The sequence below is a fragment of the Virgibacillus pantothenticus genome (assembly GCF_018075365.1).
GTDB classification, from domain to species: Bacteria; Bacillota; Bacilli; order Bacillales; family Amphibacillaceae; genus Virgibacillus; species Virgibacillus pantothenticus.
The window spans coordinates 938113-957167 of the sequence record NZ_CP073011.1; the positions used below are offsets into that span (position 1 = coordinate 938113).

Here is a 19055-nt window from a genome sequence, read left to right on the forward strand (position 1 = left end):
AAGTGGGAGAGACCAGCATCTCAATGCCCTATTTTGTAAGAGGCTTTTACCATCCCCTTGGGCTACTAATAATCCGTGGGGGATGAATGAAAACCCACTATTTGAGATCCCCTTTACCCCGCATGTAACTGGGCAGTAAGGTCTGTCCTTCCATCCTAGACTAACCTCCTCGAGGTCGTAAATGCCCAATTCTTCATCTAACCATGGAATTCAAGTTTAAACTTGGTGGACGTTTGTTTTACTTCGCTGGCGGGAACATGTAAAATCTGAATCAAAAAGAAAACAAAGTTATTTGTATAAACAAAGTAATTGAGGTGTATGTATGCATAACTTATTACAAATTTTAAAACAAATTAATGGAACGGGATATAAGGGATACAAGCGTATTCAAGGTCGTTACCAAGCAGATAATTATGATTTAGCAATTGATTACGTACAAGGAGATCCATTTGCGTCCCCTTCTAAAATACGTGTGATTATCCCTGTGAATAAACGAGCTATTCAACCAGCTTGGCTTGAAACCTATTCAAGGAAAATTGCTACTGAGGATGCATTTGCGCGTGTAATAGGGAAAGAAGTCGCCACACAACCTACGTTTATAAAAGGATCGGGTAAAAGTGGGTTAATTTTATTTGATCGTCCTGGGCAGGAAAAGCTAGAACGAACTGCTGTGCAGATCAGTTCTACATCAATCACGGTTTGTCTTTCGATTGGTTTACCTGCAAATGGAAGAAAAATTAATAGCAAAGAAGCGGAAAAACTATTTACTCAAGCACTTCCAGCCATTATCGATCAATCTGTATTCGCGATTACAGATGAAACAATTGAACAAGCAATAAAACTGGCCGATCAGCAAGATGCTATTCGGGAGACAATGAAGCAAGAGGGCTGGGTTGCGTTTTTAGCCAATGGATCTATCTTACCAAGGGAAAGCGGAATTAGTAACCGTCCATTAAAACAGGCAGTTCCTTTTCAAAGCCCTGCTGAAAATGAAGTTGCTATTGATATTCCGCATGCTGAAGAGCCGATCAAAGGGATGGCGATTAAACAAGGAATTACACTGATTGTAGGTGGTGGGTATCACGGAAAAAGTACCTTGTTGCAAGCGGTTGAGCGTGGTGTTTACGCGCATGTACATGGGGATGGTAGAGAGTTTGTGTTAACAGATCCTGCTGCGGTGAAAATACGTGCAGAAGATGGTCGTAAAGTGACAGGCGTAGATATTTCTCCGTTTATTAATAATTTGCCGCATGGACAGGACACGACATTTTTCTCAACTGATAATGCCAGTGGCAGTACTTCCCAAGCCGCAAACGTAATTGAAGCGTTAGAAGCTGGAGCGTCTACGTTATTAATGGATGAGGACACAAGTGCAACTAACTTTATGATCCGAGACCATCGCATGCAACTACTTGTCCACCCCGACAAGGAACCGATCACACCATTTATTGATAAAATTAAACAATTACGAGATGAATTAACAGTATCGACGATTATTGTTATGGGTGGGTCTGGAGATTATTTTGCGCATGCAGATACAGTGATTCGTTTAGAAAATTATCTTCCTGATAATGCTACGAATGAAGCAAAAGCAATTATGAAAAAATACCCTCTAGAAAGAAAAGAAAAGGCGGAAGAGCCGTTTCATATAAACGATGCTCGTTATTTTCAACAACAGACGCTACAGACTAAAAAAGGAAACCGCTCAAAAGTTCAAGCAAAAGGGCTCTCTCATATTATAATGGGAAACACAGATATTGACTTTTCCGAAGTGGAACAGCTAGTTGATCCTTCACAAACACGTATGATTGCAGAAATTTTACAGCACTTAGATTATCAAAACAAAATGAATCAATTAGCGTTGCCAAAACTGCTTGACAAAGTAGAAGAGCAAATGAATAAGCGAGGCTTAGCTTCTTTTACTGCATATCCAGATCAACACCCAGGTGATTTAGCAAGACCGAGAAGGTTCGAGCTTGCAGCAGTGATTAACCGCATGCGAACTGCTGTTGTTAAACGGCGTTAGGGAGGGAACGATATGCATACAGATCCATTAAAGCAGGAAATTATCGCATATAGTAAACAAATTGGAATTGATAAAATTGGTTTCGCCTCTGCAGATGTATTTACTGAATTAAAAGAGCGGCTTCGCAGGCAACAAGAATTAGATTACCAATCGGGGTTTGAAAAAGGCTCTATTGAAGAAAGAACGGAACCTACCCGATTATTGCCCGAGGCGAAATCAATTATTTCTATTGCTTTAGCATACCCCACTCGAATGAAAGGTGCTCCAAGAAGTACGAAAGAAGAACGACGTGGCTTATTTGCCAGAGCTTCTTGGGGTGTGGACTATCATGTTGTCATGCGTGAAAGATTGGAGAAACTTGCTGCTTTTATTCAAGAAAGAGTGCCAGATGGTAAGAATAAGGTTATGGTTGATACAGGGGAATTATCAGATCGCGCAGTTGCAGAACGAGCAGGGATCGGTTTTAGTGGGAAGAATACCTCCATTATTACACCGGAGTTTGGTTCTTTCGTATATTTAGGTGAGCTAATTACGAATGTCCCCTTTACGCCGGATGAGCCTGTTGATGATAGCTGTGGGAGTTGTACGAAATGTATTGATGCTTGTCCTACAGGAGCGATTGTGCAAGGGGGGCAGCTTAATGCTAAGCGCTGTATCGCCTTTTTAACGCAAACAAAAGACTTTCTACCAGATGAATTTAGGTCGAAAATTGGTAATCGTGTATACGGCTGTGATACATGTCAGATGGTTTGTCCGAAAAATTTAAAAGTAGATTTTCATATTCATCCTGAATTTGAGCCAGAGCATGAGGTGGCTAAGCCAAAGTTAATTCCCATGTTAAAGCTATCAAATCGTGAATTTAAACAGACATTCGGCCATATCTCAGGATCATGGCGTGGAAAAAAGCCGATTCAACGGAATTCACTAATTGCTTTAGGACATTATAAAGATACAACTGCTGTAGCAGATATTATTGAAGTGATGAAAAGTGATCCTCGACCTGTTATTCGCGGAACCGCAGCTTGGTCATTAGGCAAAATCGGAACAAAAGAGGCCTTCCAAGCTATCAAGGAAGCGATGTTAGAAGAGGAAGATGAGCAGGTACTGGTTGAAATGGAAAAAGGACTTGCTTTTGAGCCGTTGAAAGACACCGATTAGAAAAACTTGGCTTACCGCCAAATCTTTATGGTGGAAGCTGTAGTTTTTCTTATACTATAAACCAAAGAAATTTTATACTTTCCTATAGTGTAAAAAAAGATGATGTTTGCCAAGCTTTCTCCCCATATACTTTCATAAGGAGGGGATTTTTTATGGAACAATTAAAAGCGTATTGGCAAGATTTTTTTTCGTGGGATAGAAAAGGTGACGATTGGTGGACGAGAAAGCAAGCGTTATTTGCAAAGCGCGATGCCGAAATTGTCAAAATCAAAGGAAATGGGCATGTATACAGTACGATGCGGTATGATCAGCAGGAATACTATCAATACCACTTGCATGTACAGTTCTTAGTAAAACAAGAAGAGCAGTTATATTTGGAAGAGTCCGTGACACCTTATCTTTTTCGTCTGGACCATCTAGGCGAAATAAAAGATCATCAACACCAAGTCAAAAAGCAGGAAGCTGAAGGTGAAGAGCAGCTGTTCAATGAAAAAGACAAATTTGTAAATAAAAGAAGTCCATATGATCGGCAAGCTGCTGTGCAATATGCGGAACGTTGGTGGAATGATTATAATCCAGATTATCGCCGTTTCCCGGTAGATTGTACGAATTATGTTTCGCAATGTTTGTATGCAGGTGGGGCACCGATGTATGGAGCGCCTGTAAGAGATCGTGGTTGGTGGTATCAGGATAACAATTGGAGCTTTAGTTGGGCTGTTGCACACTCTTTGCGCTGGTATTTAGCGGGGTCTACAAAAGGTTTAAGAGGAGAGGAAAAGGAGACAGCAGAACAGCTCATCCCCGGAGATGTTATCTGTTATGATTTTTCCGGAGACGGCAGATGGGATCATAATACGATCGTCGTTGCTAAGGATGCCAATGGAATGCCACTCGTAAATGCACATACAGATAATAGTCGAAATCGTTACTGGTCTTACGAAGATTCCACAGCTTGGACACCAGACATTCAATATAAATTTTTCCGTATTTATACAGAGTAACGTTTGGAAGTATTGGAGAGTTTTTACTTCTCGCTCTGCATTTAAGGGGCAATATTCTCCTTAAAGAGATAAGCCTTTCACTTCGAATAGCTAACTTCACCTATGGAAAAAGTAGTGCTATACTAACACTATATAAAGTGTATCTTTCAGTAGGAGTTTTCTTCTGTTTCCTACCGAATGTCAGCACACCGTAGTATGACCAAAAGTTTCTCGGGTATTTGGGCGCTGTTATCTCTTATTTAGACCCTTTGGAACAACTTAGGCTTCCAACAGGTGGGAGATTATGGCAACTTACGTGCGGGATAAAGAAGTAAGGAGATTAGAACACAGTGAGTTTACATGTCGTATTATATCAACCAGAAATACCAGCAAATACTGGAAATATTGCCAGAACATGTTTAGCAACCAATACCACACTTCATTTAATTCACCCGCTTGGGTTTTCAACAGAAGATAAAATGCTGCGCAGAGCAGGATTGGATTATTGGCATAATGTAAATATCCGCGAGTATCCATCCATTCAAGACTTGTATGAGACGTATCCAGAAGGAAGTTACTATTACATTGAAAATTTCGGAACGAAGCACTATACCGATTTTGATTTCAGTGATGTGAATGAGCCATTATTTTTTGTCTTCGGCAGGGAAACAAATGGGATACCGAAGCATTTATTAGCAGGGAAAGAAGACCGCTGTTTACGCATTCATATGGGCGAACAAGTAAGATCATTAAATTTATCCAATACAGCAGCTATTATTATTTATGAGGTGTTGAGGCAACAAGGCTTTCCAGGATTATCATGATTACTTAGAGATGACGAAAGAGATTGGAATATAAGCAAATATTATATAGCAAAAGCCGAACAATCCATTTATAATTGTTCGGCTTATTTGTATTATAGGAAAGCATTTACGTATATACATGTTTGAAGATAGACAAATGCCCTGCATTATTTACAAGAATCACATTGTCAGAAAAAGAACAATGTCTTATTAGTTTATCTCGAATATAAGGTGTTGTAAGACTCCAGCCTTAGGAGTTGGATATTTCTGTACTACAACAAGACTAAGTAGGAGATAACAGCACCTATTTCGTAAGCGGCCTTTAGGTCATACCCTTGGGCTACTAACAAGCAGTGGAGGATGAATACCCCCACTATTTGAAGATTCACTTTATAAGTTCATGAAAAGACGTTGTAACGGAATGTTACAACGCCTTTGTGTTAATCCTTTTAAAGCTAGTGGCAAAAAACCATTGACAAGAAGTTTCAAGTACTTTGCTGTTTTTTCGGCATACCTGGCTTTGATTCGTATCCCGAAGTGAAACAAGAAGTTATAAATACAATAGCTACCCCTAAGATTAATGCTAATTTCATCTCGTCATCCTCCTTTAGTTACAGACCAATATACTTTCTAGCGACTCTATTATAACGAATGATAACTGAAAAAGAAACAGCATGTGTGGTAAATGAATCAATTCTCATCTTACTATAGTACATGTTAGAAGATTAAAGTTTCACCTATATGCTGCTGTCCATATACTATTCCTTCTGTTTAAGTGGTTTGTAAATCATATACATGCAGCAACAACTGGACAGAAATCATTACAAAAGATAACCAAATTATCCCGTATATAAGGTGCTGTATGTCTCCCACTTCAGGAGTTGGATAATCTGTACAAAACAAAGTCTAAGTGGGGGATAACAGTACCTAACTCCCCGATTCGTTCACCTAACAATCAATGGGCGATGAATGAAAACCCCACTGATTGAAGATTCATTTTATCTTTAGTTGATTCGTTCCATTCGCTACGTTGCTGAACGGGCGCTTGCGCCTTTGTTCACTATGTAAAATAAAGAAAAATTACCATAGATTTGAAATCTGCCTTTGTTTGATGAATCATTTGAAAATTTAAATTATATACAAGGTTGGAACAGCCTGTTGTATCCACTAATAAAATAGGGTATATTAGTTGAAGTAATTGGTAGTCAGTTCTATAATGAACATTGAATAATGTATACCGTTTCATACGGATAACGTAACTTCTAATGGGGGTATAAAAGGTGGCACAAAATGAAGAATCCAATGAGCGATTCTGGTCAGAATTTCATGGTCCAAACATGGGGTATGTAGAAGAGCAATATGATTTATACAAAGCGGATCCAGAGGCAGTAGATCCATCCATTAAAAAGATGTTCGATGAGCATGGAGCCCCTCAATGGTTATCCCAAGCAAATGTTTCAGTTGGAGCAGAGGCTCAAGCAACATCTATAGATGATGTAAAAAAACTCACCTCAGCAATGAAACTTGTTGAGGCTATTCGACGTTTTGGACATTTGGAAGCTGATATATATCCAATCAGACGTAATGAACGAACGTCAAATTTAGTGCAAGCTGAAAGCTATGGATTGACAGAGGAAGACTTGGCAAGCATTCCGGCTTCTTGGTTATGGGATAAAGCTCCTAATCATGTAGAAAATGGATTAGATGTAGTGAAAGAGTTAAAAAAGTATTATTCTGGTACGATTACGTTTGAATTTGATCATCTGAACAATGAAGAAGAACGCAATTGGTTATTGGATTTAATTGAATCCGGTAAGGCAAGATTGAATCTTTCGAATGTCGAAAAAATGGAGTTGCTAGATCGTCTTGCTCAAGTAGAAGGTTTTGAAGGATTTTTACAAAAGACCTTCGTTGGTCAAAAACGATTTTCAATTGAAGGTTTAGAAGCAATGGTTCCAATGCTAGATCAAATTGTAAAAAATGCAAGCGCGGACAAAGTAGAAAATATTATGATGGGAATGGCTCATCGTGGACGGCTTGCTGTCTTAGCACATATTCTTGGAAAGCCATATGATAAGATATTCTCAGAATTTCACCATTCGCCAAATAAAGAATTGATTCCTTCTGAAGGATCAACAGGCATTAATTATGGCTGGACAGGTGATGTGAAATATCACTTCGGAGCAACGAAAGAGCCTGATGGAGAAGAGGGAACGACACGTATTCGTTTAGCTCACAACCCATCACATTTAGAATTTGTAAACCCGGTTGTAGAAGGATTTGCTCGTGCGGCGCAAGATTACCGTTACGAAAGAGGCTATCCAAAGCAGGATATGAATAAAGCTATTCCCGTTTTGATCCATGGGGATGCTGCATTTATTGGTGAAGGGGTAGTCGCAGAAACATTGAATCTAAGTGGTCTTCCAGGCTATACAACTGGTGGTTCTTTGCACATTATTGCAAATAATTTGCTAGGATACACGACAGAGCAAGAAGAGGGTCGTTCCACACGATACGCAAGTGATCTGGCCAAAGGTTTTGAAATTCCAATTATTCATGTGAATGCTGATGATCCTATTGCGTGTATTTCAGCAATTCAAATTGCATACGAGTATCGCCAGAAATTCCATAAAGATTTTCTGATTGATTTAGTTGGGTATCGCCGCTATGGTCATAACGAAATGGATGAACCACGTATGACCCAGCCTGGTCTATACAAATTAATTGACAATCACCCTTCTGTGTCTCAAGTATTTGCAAAAGACTTGGAGGAAAAAGGAATTATAAATGATGGTCAACTGAAAGAAATGAAGCAAAAAACAGAGTCCAAATTACGTGATATTTATAATAATATGAAAGAAAATGAAACCGGTGATTGTGAACCGAAACCAATGCCAAAGGCTCTGAAAAATGGGTTGGAGCAGTTCGAAACAGCAATAGACTTGGAAACTTTAAAATCATTAAATAAAGGTTTATTAAAACGCCCGGAAGGATTTAATAGTAATAGAAAGCTAGAACGTATTTTAAAGCGACGTGAAAATGCATTTCAAGATGGGGAAAAAGCGGATTGGGGAACTGGTGAGGCATTAGCGTATGCTTCGATTCTACGAGATGGCATTCCAATTCGATTAACGGGGCAAGATTCAGAAAGAGGAACGTTTGCTCATCGTCATCTCGTGTTACACGATGTAGAAACGGATGAAAAGTTTTGCCCAATGCATATTTTAGATGAGGCAAAAGCTTCTTTTGATATCCGAAACAGCCCGTTGTCTGAAGCAGGTGTGTTAGGCTATGAGTATGGGTATAGCGTAGAAGCCACGAATACACTTGTTATTTGGGAAGCGCAATTTGGTGATTTTGCTAACGCTGCTCAAGTCGTGTTTGACCAATTTATTTCTTCTTCTCGAGCTAAGTGGGGAGAAAAGTCCAATATGGTAATGTTACTTCCTCATGGTTATGAGGGGCAAGGTCCTGAGCATTCCAGTGCCCGCTTGGAACGTTTTTTACAAATGGCAGCAGAAAATAACTGGATTGTGGCATATGTTACTTCTTCTGCACAATTTTTCCATTTGCTACGTCGTCAGGCTGCACTTCGAAATCGCGAAGAGGCTAGACCATTAATCATTATGACTCCAAAAAGCAGTTTAATTCGTAATCAACGTATTGCATCACCTGCAGAAGAATTTACGACTGGTAAATTTCTTGCTTTACGAGATCAGCCAAATCTAAAAGTAAGTAAGAAAAACGCTAAACGCTTACTTATCGGTAGCGGTAAAATCATGGTAGATATTGAAGAAGAAATGGCACAATCGGGAGAAAAGTATGATTGGCTTCGTGCACTGAGATTAGAGCAAATTTATCCGTTTCCAAAAGAACAATTGGCTAAAGAAATAAAACAGCTGCCAAATTTGGAGGAAATTGTTTGGGTACAAGAAGAACCCAAAAATATGGGTTCATGGGATTTTGTTGACGATTATTTAAGAGATCTACTAAAGGAAGGACAAACCTTGCGTTATATTGGACGTCCAGATCGTTCGTCACCAGCCGTAGGTGAACCAAATGTGCATAAAACAGAGCAGAAGCAAATTATTCAGGAAGCAATAGCCCCATCACAAGGAGGAGATTCTAATGAATGAAATTAAAGTACCAGAACTAGCTGAATCTATTACTGAAGGAACCATTGCTGAATGGTTGGTTAAAAAAGGGGATAAGGTTGAAAAAGGCGATCCAATTGTTGAATTAGAAACAGATAAAGTGAATGTAGAAGTGAACTCAGAATATTCTGGTGTGATTACAGAAATTATTCAAGAGGAAGGCGATGACGTAGAAGTTGGCGATGTCATTGCAAAAATTGACGAAAACGCAGAAGCTGGAAGTGCTGATGCTGAATCAGCTCCAGCTGAGACAAAAGAAGAAAAGCAAGCAGAACAGCCGAAAGAGCCTTCTAAACAAGAGACTAAGGAAGAAACGAAAGAAGAGTCAGGTGAAGAGACAACAACAAGTGGTGACGTAATCGCCTCTCCAGCTGCCAGAAAGCGTGCTAGAGAGCTAAATATTGATTTACGTAAGGTAAGCCCACGTGATCCACTTGGCCGTATTCGCCCTGAGGATGTAGAAGCGGCTTCAAAAGATGCAGCGAAACCGACCAAACCAAAAGAGGAGAAGAAGCCTGCTGAAAAAACAGAATTTGATAAGCCGGTTGAACGGATTAAAATGTCTCGCCGTCGTCAAACGATTGCTAAGCGTCTAGTTGAAGTACAACAAGAAGCAGCAATGCTTACGACATTTAACGAAGTGGACTTAACAAATGTAATGAAGCTACGCAGCGAACGTAAAGAAAAATTCATTGAAAAACACGGTGTGAAGTTAGGCTTCATGTCCTTCTTTACAAAAGCAGTTGTTGGAGCATTAAAAGATTTTCCACTGCTTAATGCAGAAATCCAAGGCAATGAAATAGTAATGAAGAAATTCTATGACATTGGGATTGCAGTTTCTACAGAAGAAGGCTTAGTAGTACCTGTAGTGCGAGATGCAGATCGTCTTGATTTCGCTGGGGTGGAAAAAGAGATTGGTAATCTAAGTAAGAAAGCTCGAGACAAGAAACTTACAATGAGTGATTTACAAGGTGGCTCCTTTACAATTACGAACGGTGGAACATTTGGTTCCATGCTTTCCACTCCGATCTTAAATGCGCCTCAAGTTGGTATTTTAGGCATGCATAATATTCAAAAACGTGCCGTCGTAATGCCAGATGACAGCATTGAAGTACGCCCTATGATGTATTTGGCGTTATCTTATGACCATCGCATAGTAGATGGAAAGGAAGCAGTACAATTTCTTGTGCGTGTAAAACAATTACTGGAAGATCCTTACGACCTCCTTTTAGAAGGATAAAAAAATAAACGATTTACAACCCCCTGTTTTTTAGAAACAGGGGGTTTTTTGGTTGTATAGGAACTGATATGGGTATTAAGTGGAAAGTCGCCGAAGTTCACATTTGCCAGCGCATTTAAAATGTATTTACTTTGAAGAGTTGTGAGTAATAAATTAAAATATACAGCTGCCGTTAAATAATTGATTAGTCAAAGAAAAATGAGGGAATCATATCTCCAAAGTGCTTATCAAAAATTTTCCTGACGTTGAGGAGCCCTCCACTTTAAGCGTTGAAGCCGATTCAAATAGGAAATAACGGCTAGCTAAATTCCTAATTTGCATGGGGAAGGCAGGATGGTAACCTGAGGAGACGTTACACGCAGAAAAAAGCGTTCTTCTTTTTTCAAGGTCAAGAAAAGCTACATCAGCAACGCGTAGCAACGGAAAAATGTTTTTTCAGTTTCAAGGGTGCTTGCAATTTAAGCCTTTAATCTTTTCAAGCAGGAAAACTCCTACAAAATGAAGTTCCATTTTAATGAGGTTAATATCCATTATATGTTTGTAACTATGTAATTTATTTGCAGAATTTTTAGTTAAATCTATGAATATTTTGAATTTGACAGAAAAAACAATCACTTGCATGACGTCAGACATCTTGCTAAAATAAACGTAGAAGAAATTATGAAAACAGTTACAAAATAGGGAGGAAACCATCTTGGGTATACTGTTAGGTTTGGTTGCCATTGTCATTGTACTTGGACTAGCATTTTTAATGTCGAATGATAAGAAAAACATTAATTACAAAGCAATCGGCATTATGTTAGTTTTTCAGATTTTAATTACTCTGTTTATGTTTAAAACAGAGATAGGACAAGCAGTAATTAAAGGTATTTCAGCTGGTTTCAATAAATTAATCGAATTCGGTACGAAAGGGATTAATTTTGTTGTTGGTGGATTTGTGTTAGAAGATAGCGGAGTCTTTTTCTTTAACGTTCTATTATTAATTGTATTTTTTGCTACCCTACTTTCTGTTCTGACATATTTGAAAATTTTGCCACCTATTATTAAATATTTGGGCGCGTTAATTTCAAAAGTAACGGGTCTTCCCCGCGTGGAATCTTTTAACGCAGTAAACAGTATCTTTTTCGGTCAATCGGAAGCTTTGATTGCCATTCGCTCTCAGTTTCATCATTTGAACGCAAATCGGCTTTACATTGTAAGTGCTTCCGCAATGGGTTCTGTTTCTGCTTCTATTGTTGGTGCTTATTTGCAAATGCTTCCACCAGAATATGTACTTGTTGCACTTCCTTTAAATATGTTCAGTGCTTTAATGGTAGCGTCTGTGATTGCGCCTGTTAACGTACCGAAGGAAGAAGATATTGTCGATATTAAAGATGTAAGTAAAGATAAAAGTCTTTTTGAGGCAATGGGTAACGGTGCACTAGAAGGTGGTAAAATTGCACTTATTGTTGCTGCTATGCTGATTGCATTTATTGCTTCACTAGAGTTGGTTAATTGGTTGATTCAATTTGTTTTTGCGGGAATAACCTTACAAGATATATTAGGCTATGTTTTGGCCCCAATCGGTTTATTAATGGGAATTTCACCAGGCGAAGTTATCCAAGCTGGTTCTATCATGGGTACGAAAATTGTTACAAATGAATTTGTTGCAATGCTAGAATTCCAACAAATCATGGGCGGAATGTCTGAAAAAACAGTCGGTATTGTTACTGTATTCCTAACAAGCTTTGCTAACTTCTCTTCTATTGGTATTATTGCTGGTACTGTAAAGGGAATTGATGAGGAAAAAGCTGTTAGCGTATCTGGTTTTGGAATGAAACTTCTAATTGGAGCAACGTTAGCTTCTATTCTATCTGCTTCTGTAGTAGGAATGTTCCTATAATATGGGAAGTCGCCGAGGATCACAGTGAAACCGCCAGTTCACTCTTATTAATCTTGAAATAATAAAAAATTGTCCTAAGCTTAGTCATAGGACAGTTTTTTATTGTATAGGAACCTATAAAATTAGGTGCTTGTAGTATAAAGAAATAACCAAATAGCCACGTCCGGCGCATGAGCCCAGCAACGATGCGACTTTAGAAATGCGCCCTACGATAAGGCCTCATCCGTTCGTCGCAAAGAGGAAGGCCAACTAAAAACGGGCTTGCCGCTCAGGTGTCGGCATACCCCTGTTTTAGTGGCATGATTCCTAAATCTTTAGTTGATTCGTTCCATTCGCTACGTTGCTAAACGGGCGCCCCGCGCCTTTATTCATGCTCACATGATTTTTTACGGAGCTGGATGAAGTTCTCCAATAGAGGTGATAGATAGGATCTGCTTGTAAGGTTCGCTATGATTTCGCTGTGAATCTACTAAAAACAGTCTGGTATGATGGCAATTATCTAGTCTTGGTTAATTGTGAATGTTTATATTTACGTTGTAAGTAAAGCAGACGAGCTAATAATGCAATTGCACCGCAGGATAAACCGGTAATAATTCCGACCCAATATCCAAACGGCTCCAATGCGGTGAAATTAGCTAACAGCCAACCAATCGGCAGACCGATCACCCAATAAGAGATTAAGGCCATCATTAACGTAACATGTACATCTTTGTAACCTCGGAGAGCTCCTTGGATGGGTGCACCGAACGCATCAGCTAGCTGAAAGAAACAGGCGTAGATAAGAAACTGTTTCGTCAAATCAATTACTTTCGGATTGGAATTATAAAGCAACGCGACCCAATCTCTAGTAAAATAAATAACCAAACCCGCAAACAATGCAATAAAAATGCCTCCGCTAATTCCAATATATCCGTACGCACGCGCGTGATCATAGCGTTTTGCACCAACTTCAAAGCCGATGGCGATCGTTAATGCCATACCGACGCTAAGCGGGATCATATATAAAAGAGAAGCAAAGTTCATTGCTGCTTGGTGTGCAGCAATCGTATACGTGCTATATACACTCATTAATAGTGTAACAGCGGAAAAAATACTCGTTTCAAAAAACATAGCTGCACCAATCGGAATGCCGATTTTCAATTGCTCCCACCATTCTTGAAAGGAAGGTCTGATCCAATAAGAAAGAACCGAGAAGTTCCGAAATGGGTGTAGTCGATAAATGACTATAAGAGCAATAAGGCACACGAGCCAGTAAGTTATCGAGGTCGCAATTCCTGCACCAATCCCACCATAAGCAGGCAAGCCAAATTTACCAAAAATAAACATATAGTTAAAAGTAACATTTAATGGTAAAGACAGCAAAATAATAAACATGGATATGCGTGTTTGACCAAGTGCATCGATGAAACTCCGTAATGTATTAAAAATAAATAACGGAACGATACCTGTACTAAGTCCTACTAAATAAAATTTTGCTGTATGCTCAACGTCACTTTCCAGATCCATCATATGCAAGACAGGGTTAAGAAGTAAGGCTCCAAACACAAAGACTAGAACGGCTAGTGCAATCGAAAGGTACAAAGCCTGTTTCACTTTTTTAGTAATTTGTTCTTCAGACTTTGCTCCCATTAATTGAGCGATAATCGGAGTAATAGCTAATAAAATGCCATTTATCCCTGTGAAAATAGGAACCCATAAGCTTGAGCCGATTGCCACTCCAGCTAGATCTGCAGCGCCGGCACGCCCCGACATCATCGTATCGAAAATATTCATTAAATACATACTCACTTGTGTAACTAGAATAGGAATTAAAATAACCGCAAATAGCTTTAATTTTTCGCTTAAACTTGTTGTCATATACATACGAATTCTCTTCCTTTTTCATGTAATTTTTATTAGGATAGAGGAGGGCGTTTAAAAAGTTTGCTGAAAATGACACATGGAAGGGTATGTTAGTTTTTATTTTTTTCACTAGTTGTCATTCTGCACTTTTATCCCTATATAAGGTGCTGTAAGACTTCCGCTTCAAGATTTGTAGTCGGTAAAAAAAAAGCCTAAGCGGGAGAAAATGGCACCTCACTTCCCAATTCTCTCGGGAAGTTAAGATGTCGATAGAAAGTGTTTTTCTTTGTTCTAGAAAAAAACACTTCGGAAGCGATACCTCACATGCAGAAAAAATGCTTTCTTATTTAAACGACAAGGAAATCTACGTTAGCGATGCATCGCACGCAGAAAAAATGTTTTCTCTTTTTCCAGGGACATAAGTCTTTAGCCTTTGTTCTACTTTAATCAGTAGAAGATGGAGAAAACCCCTGCTGCAAGTAGTTTTCACTTTACTCTCTTTTTTGTGCAAATATAAGAGTCATTATAACGCTTTATGAGACAGTTGGAAAGGAAGGACGTTAGCTTTATGACAGAAAAACGTATTTTATTTACAGGCGGTGGCACCGCTGGGCATGTGATTGTTAATTTAGCATTAATTCCATATTATCAGGAACAGGGTTGGAAAATCGATTATATCGGTTCGAAAACAGGAATCGAACGTAAACTGATTGAAAAATTGCAGGGTGTAACCTACTATCCCATTTCTACTGGGAAATTACGTCGCTATGCTTCTGTAGAAAATATAAAGGACCCTTTTAAAGTGTTAAAAGGCACACTGCAAGCAGTGAATATTATTAGAAAGCGCAAACCAAAGCTTATTTTTTCAAAAGGAGGCTTTGTGTCTGTACCTGTTCTGTTAGCATCGAAATTGACAGCTGTGCCCGCCGTGATTCACGAATCCGATTATACACCAGGTTTAGCCAATAAAATTGCGATGCCTTTTGCTAAAAAAGTGCTAGCAACTTTTCCGGAGACGATGAAATATCTTCCGAAAAAAAAATCCGAATATGTTGGCGCTGTGATTCGAGATGAGCTTTTTCAAGGGAATAAGGAGCGTGGTCTTGCCATATCCGGCTTAGATAAGCAAAAGCCTGTTCTGCTTATTATGGGAGGGAGTGGGGGATCACAAAAAATTAACGAAACAGTTCGCCAAAGTTTGCCAGAATTACTTTCTAACTTTCAAATCATTCATATTTGTGGAGAAGGGAAAGTAGATAGCACTGTGAATCAACAAGGATATGTCCAATTTGAATATGTCCATGATGAGTTGAAAGATATATTTGCTGCTAGTGACTTTATTCTCTCGCGGGCAGGGGCGAATGCAATATTTGAATTTTTGGCTTTACGAAAACCGATGTTACTTATCCCATTATCACGCCAAGCGAGTCGTGGTGATCAAATTGTTAATGCTAGATCTTTTGCCCAAAAGCGCTATGCTCGTGTGCTGGAGGAAGAAGCTTTAACAGTGAACACATTGGTACAAGAGCTTGAACAATTGCGAGAACAAGCTCCGATTATGGTCGATACGATGAGAGAATATCGTACGGAGGAAGCTCGAGAACGAGTTATAGCTATTTTGGAAGATGTTTCTAAATAAATGATAACATGAAGAAAGCGACTGCTATTAAATGTGAGGCAGTCGCTTTTTTCACGTAGATATACGATTATTTTTGTTGGTTCATGCGCTTTTTAAATGGCCACCAATTGTGCTTACCAAACAAACGGACCATGACTGGAATAAGCAGTGGAAGCACAATAAATGCATATAAGAATAAACCTGTTAAAACAACTGTAGCAACTTGTAATAATGAAAGGACACCAGAAGGAAGCATCGCTCCAAATGTTCCGCCAAGGATAATGGCTGCTGATATAACGACCGTCCCCATATTTTTCATCGAATGAATCAAAGCTTCTTTAATTTGGATTTCTTTATATTCATTAAAACGATCCATTAAGAAAATACTATAGTCAATTCCAAGAGCCATTAACATAACAAAGGAAAAGAAAGGAATTGCCCATGTTAAACCATCATACTCAAATATTTGAGTGAAAATGAGCTCTGCAAATCCCATAGAAGTAAAATAGGTTAGTATGAGTGAGCCGATTAAATAGATTGGCATAATGGCAGAGCGGAGTAAAAAGATCAGCATGATAAATAATCCACTTAACATAATGGCAACCGTACGGGAATAATCCTCATTGGAAACATTTTGCAAATCATTATTCAAACTACTAACTCCACCAATATGGGCCTGACTATCTGCAAAAATGGTATTATTGCTAGCCCGATCGGCAGCTTCTTTGATTTGATCTACCATATGAATGGCTTCTGTAGAATACGGATTTTGATCAATTAACACATCAAATTTAACAATCGATTTATCTTCGGAAAGATATAGCTCAGTTCCTTCCATAAAGTCCTCGTTGTCCAAAGCTTGCTCTGGAATAATAACGACTGGATTACTATCTTTCGTATTAATTTCACCTAAATAGCCTTTGACTTCTGTTAATCCATTATCGATTTCCTGTAAGCCATCAGAAGCATCGGTAAGACCACCGGTTAATTCGTCTAATTGCCCTTGCATATCATGAAAGGCAGTTTTTAATTCTTCCTGTCCGCCGTAAAGTTGAGATAATCCTTCTTGAAGTGATGGAATATTGTTATTCACCTGCGCTTGCCCGTCAGCAGCTTGATTCAATCCTGCTTGTAATTGCTCGATAGCCTTAATCAGCTCACCAATACCGCTGGCTAATTGCTCTTGACCAGAAATCGATTCCTGCAAGCCACTATTTAATTGATCTAACGGTGCAATTACTTGTTGTTCTAACTGTGTCTGTGCATCAGATAACTGACTCAGCTGCTTTTTCATTTCCTGAACGCCAGCAATAACACCGTTAATGCTTTGAATGGAACCTTCGTGAGCTTTGATGTAACGCTCATCCTTTTGCAACTGTGGGTTCGATTGAATCGCTAACTGATGCATTGTTGTTATAGCTTGCTTTGAACCCTCTAATGTCTCAACCATAGTATCCAACTGTGCAGCATCGATTTCTCCTGTACCAAACCCTTTTAACCCTTTGGCGATACCTTCGTAGCCTTCGAGTAATTGTTTATTGGCAGATACAGTTTGATCCAGATTATCTTTTATCGTTTGCAGGTTGCTTTTAATTTCTCCCGCACCCTTTGAACCAGACTCGATGCCCTGTTGAATTTCAGTTAATGCTGTACGAAGTCCGCCAACACCGCTTTTCGCCTCTTCCGTCCCTTGTAGCAATTGATCGACACCAGATTGCGCCTCGTCAAGTTGTGGCGTAGCATCTTTTAATTGGGAAGCGGCATCACGCAGCCCTTTTTCAATTTCTTCGATACCATCTGTGCTTTGACCAATGCCACTGGCTAGTTGATTTGTCTGTTCATCTACAAGGAAATCAGGAATGACATCACCAGCAGGTCTTGTAGCGCTTCGTACTTGATTCACCCCTCCTTGCTCAGCTAATTCTTTAGTGATTGTAGCGATGGCTTGAAAGTCTGCTACTGAATCAATTTTTTCATCTTCTAACTGATAAACCACCGTCATCGGCATCGTTTGACTAGGATTAAAGCTATCTGCAATCCAATTGAAACCAATTTTAGAACCGTAATCATCGCCGATCTCATCAAGCGAATCATAGGATTTATCGCCGTTATAGCTGATTAACAGAGGTACGGTTATGATGGCTACAATCAGCAAGGAAACAAATGGTCTTGACCAGGAAAACATTCCTGCAGTTTTCCACAATTTACTTTCTTTATGTTCCACATTTTTATCAAAAGGCCAAAATAACTTTTTCCCTAGAACAACTAAAAAGAACGGAACTAAAGTGGCCAAAGCTATCAAAACAACTGCAACGCCAATAGCTACTGCTACAGCAGATTGATAGAGTGAAAAGGTCGATAACCCAATTGTCGAAAATCCAATTAAGACAGCTAAACCAGCGAATAGAATTGTTTTTCCGCCAGACTTATATGTTTTTACAACTGCTTCTTTGATCGATTCATGATGTTGAATTTCTTCTTTGAATCTACTAATTAATAAAATACAATAATCGGTTCCGATACCGAACATAACTGCGACCATAAAAATTTGCGTGAATGTAGATATTGGAAAATCTAAACTATCCGCTAAGATGGCTACGATACCTTGTGCTGCTAGATAGCTAATTCCAATTGTTAGTAATGGAATGAAAGGTGCGACTAATGATTTAAATACAATAAACAAGATAACTAAAATTAATCCAACGGTAATAATTTCCGTTTTCTTTAATCCCTCTTCGGAATTCGTAATGATATCTTGTTCAATATATTGCTCGCCTGTTAAATGATGATCAACTGGGACATCTTCGACAGCTTGTAAAATTTTCGTTCGGGAGTCTAAAATTTCTTGGTTTTCTAAGGAAACCTGAAAAGGTACAAGGATCGTTGTACCATCTTCTGAGACGGTTTGTTTTTCAATGGTTGGATCTTCTGTAAAATCAAGAATGTCAGATACTCCCAATTTATCCTGTTTGTTTTTTAAAGTAGTAATCCCATCTGCAATAATATCTCGATCTTCCTCTGTCAGTCCATCTTCTTCATGAAAAACAAGTACAGCGCTTGTCATATTCTCAGAGGATGGCGACATAGCGTCCAGCAATTCCTGCGCTTCTTGGGACGGTGACCCTTCAGGAACTGTTATTTGCCCTTTTTCCCGGACAAGGTCTTGTAAATTAGGTGCTAATAAGAAAAGTGCTGTCGCGGCAACAATCCATAATACGGCTATGCACCAACGAAAGCGAATAATCTGCCTCACATATACCACTCCTTTTGGGTAGATATTGATGCATTGTTAACGAACTAAACATGAAAAACATAAGTAAAATACGGTTCAGGATAACAAGTGTTCTATAAA

General features: G+C 39.0%; 10 protein-coding genes. 8 read left to right on the forward strand and 2 right to left on the reverse strand.

Annotation, left to right across the window (positions count from 1 at the left end; all coding sequences use genetic code 11):
* Nucleotides 1–322: 322 nt before the first annotated feature.
* From KBP50_RS04495 to KBP50_RS04525, 7 genes are all read left to right on the forward strand, one after another.
* Complete coding sequence (locus KBP50_RS04495) at nt 323–2026, forward strand: ABC-ATPase domain-containing protein (RefSeq protein WP_050350188.1); 1704 nt, start codon at nt 323–325, stop codon at nt 2024–2026.
* 12 nt (nt 2027–2038) lie between these two features.
* A complete protein-coding gene (gene queG, locus KBP50_RS04500; RefSeq protein WP_050350189.1) occupies nt 2039–3184 on the forward strand; it encodes a tRNA epoxyqueuosine(34) reductase QueG in 1146 nt (381 codons plus the stop codon).
* 152 nt (nt 3185–3336) lie between these two features.
* Nucleotides 3337–4185, forward strand: coding sequence for an amidase domain-containing protein (locus tag KBP50_RS04505; protein ID WP_050350190.1), 849 nt, complete (start codon nt 3337–3339; stop codon nt 4183–4185).
* A gap of 329 nt (nt 4186–4514) precedes the next feature.
* Nucleotides 4515–4988: a tRNA (uridine(34)/cytosine(34)/5-carboxymethylaminomethyluridine(34)-2'-O)-methyltransferase TrmL gene (trmL, locus tag KBP50_RS04510; protein WP_050350191.1), complete on the forward strand. Its 474-nt coding sequence runs from the start codon at nt 4515–4517 to the stop codon at nt 4986–4988.
* Nucleotides 4989–6247: 1259 nt separating this feature from the next.
* On the forward strand, nt 6248–9103 hold the full coding sequence (locus KBP50_RS04515; protein ID WP_050350192.1) for a 2-oxoglutarate dehydrogenase E1 component: 2856 nt from the start codon (nt 6248–6250) through the stop codon (nt 9101–9103).
* Complete coding sequence (gene odhB, locus KBP50_RS04520) at nt 9096–10361, forward strand: 2-oxoglutarate dehydrogenase complex dihydrolipoyllysine-residue succinyltransferase (protein WP_050350193.1); 1266 nt, start codon at nt 9096–9098, stop codon at nt 10359–10361. The genes KBP50_RS04515 and odhB overlap by 8 nt, the downstream gene beginning before the upstream one ends.
* A 694-nt stretch (nt 10362–11055) precedes the next feature.
* Nucleotides 11056–12243, forward strand: a complete 1188-nt coding sequence (locus KBP50_RS04525) for a NupC/NupG family nucleoside CNT transporter (RefSeq protein WP_050350195.1) — start codon at nt 11056–11058, stop codon at nt 12241–12243.
* A 495-nt stretch (nt 12244–12738) separates the two neighbouring features.
* Here the strand turns inward: KBP50_RS04525 and KBP50_RS04530 are convergent, their stop codons facing one another.
* A complete protein-coding gene (locus tag KBP50_RS04530) occupies nt 12739–14106 on the reverse strand; it encodes an MATE family efflux transporter (RefSeq protein WP_050350196.1) in 1368 nt (455 codons plus the stop codon).
* 547 nt (nt 14107–14653) lie between these two features.
* On the opposite strand from KBP50_RS04530, the gene KBP50_RS04535 reads away from it, so the two are divergent.
* The gene (locus KBP50_RS04535; RefSeq protein ID WP_050350197.1) at nt 14654–15724 is read left to right on the forward strand and encodes an undecaprenyldiphospho-muramoylpentapeptide beta-N-acetylglucosaminyltransferase; all 1071 of its coding nucleotides are present in this window, start codon (nt 14654–14656) and stop codon (nt 15722–15724) included.
* A gap of 67 nt (nt 15725–15791) precedes the next feature.
* On the opposite strand, the gene KBP50_RS04540 is transcribed toward KBP50_RS04535, so the two are convergent.
* Entirely contained in the window at nt 15792–18956 is a 3165-nt protein-coding gene (locus tag KBP50_RS04540; protein ID WP_050350198.1) for an MMPL family transporter, read from the reverse strand.
* Nucleotides 18957–19055 lie beyond the last annotated feature (99 nt).

Bases quoted from the DNA above. Each gene is read 5' to 3' on its own strand.
- KBP50_RS04495 (WP_050350188.1), top strand. From the start codon at position 323: ATGCATAACTTATTACAAATTTTAAAACAAATTAATGGAACGGGATAT.
- queG (WP_050350189.1), top strand. From the start codon at position 2,039: ATGCATACAGATCCATTAAAGCAGGAAATTATCGCATATAGTAAACAA.
- KBP50_RS04535 (WP_050350197.1), top strand. From the start codon at position 14,654: ATGACAGAAAAACGTATTTTATTTACAGGCGGTGGCACCGCTGGGCAT.
- KBP50_RS04530 (WP_050350196.1), bottom strand. From the start codon at position 14,106: ATGTATATGACAACAAGTTTAAGCGAAAAATTAAAGCTATTTGCGGTT.
- odhB (WP_050350193.1), top strand. From the start codon at position 9,096: ATGAATGAAATTAAAGTACCAGAACTAGCTGAATCTATTACTGAAGGA.
- KBP50_RS04505 (WP_050350190.1), top strand. From the start codon at position 3,337: ATGGAACAATTAAAAGCGTATTGGCAAGATTTTTTTTCGTGGGATAGA.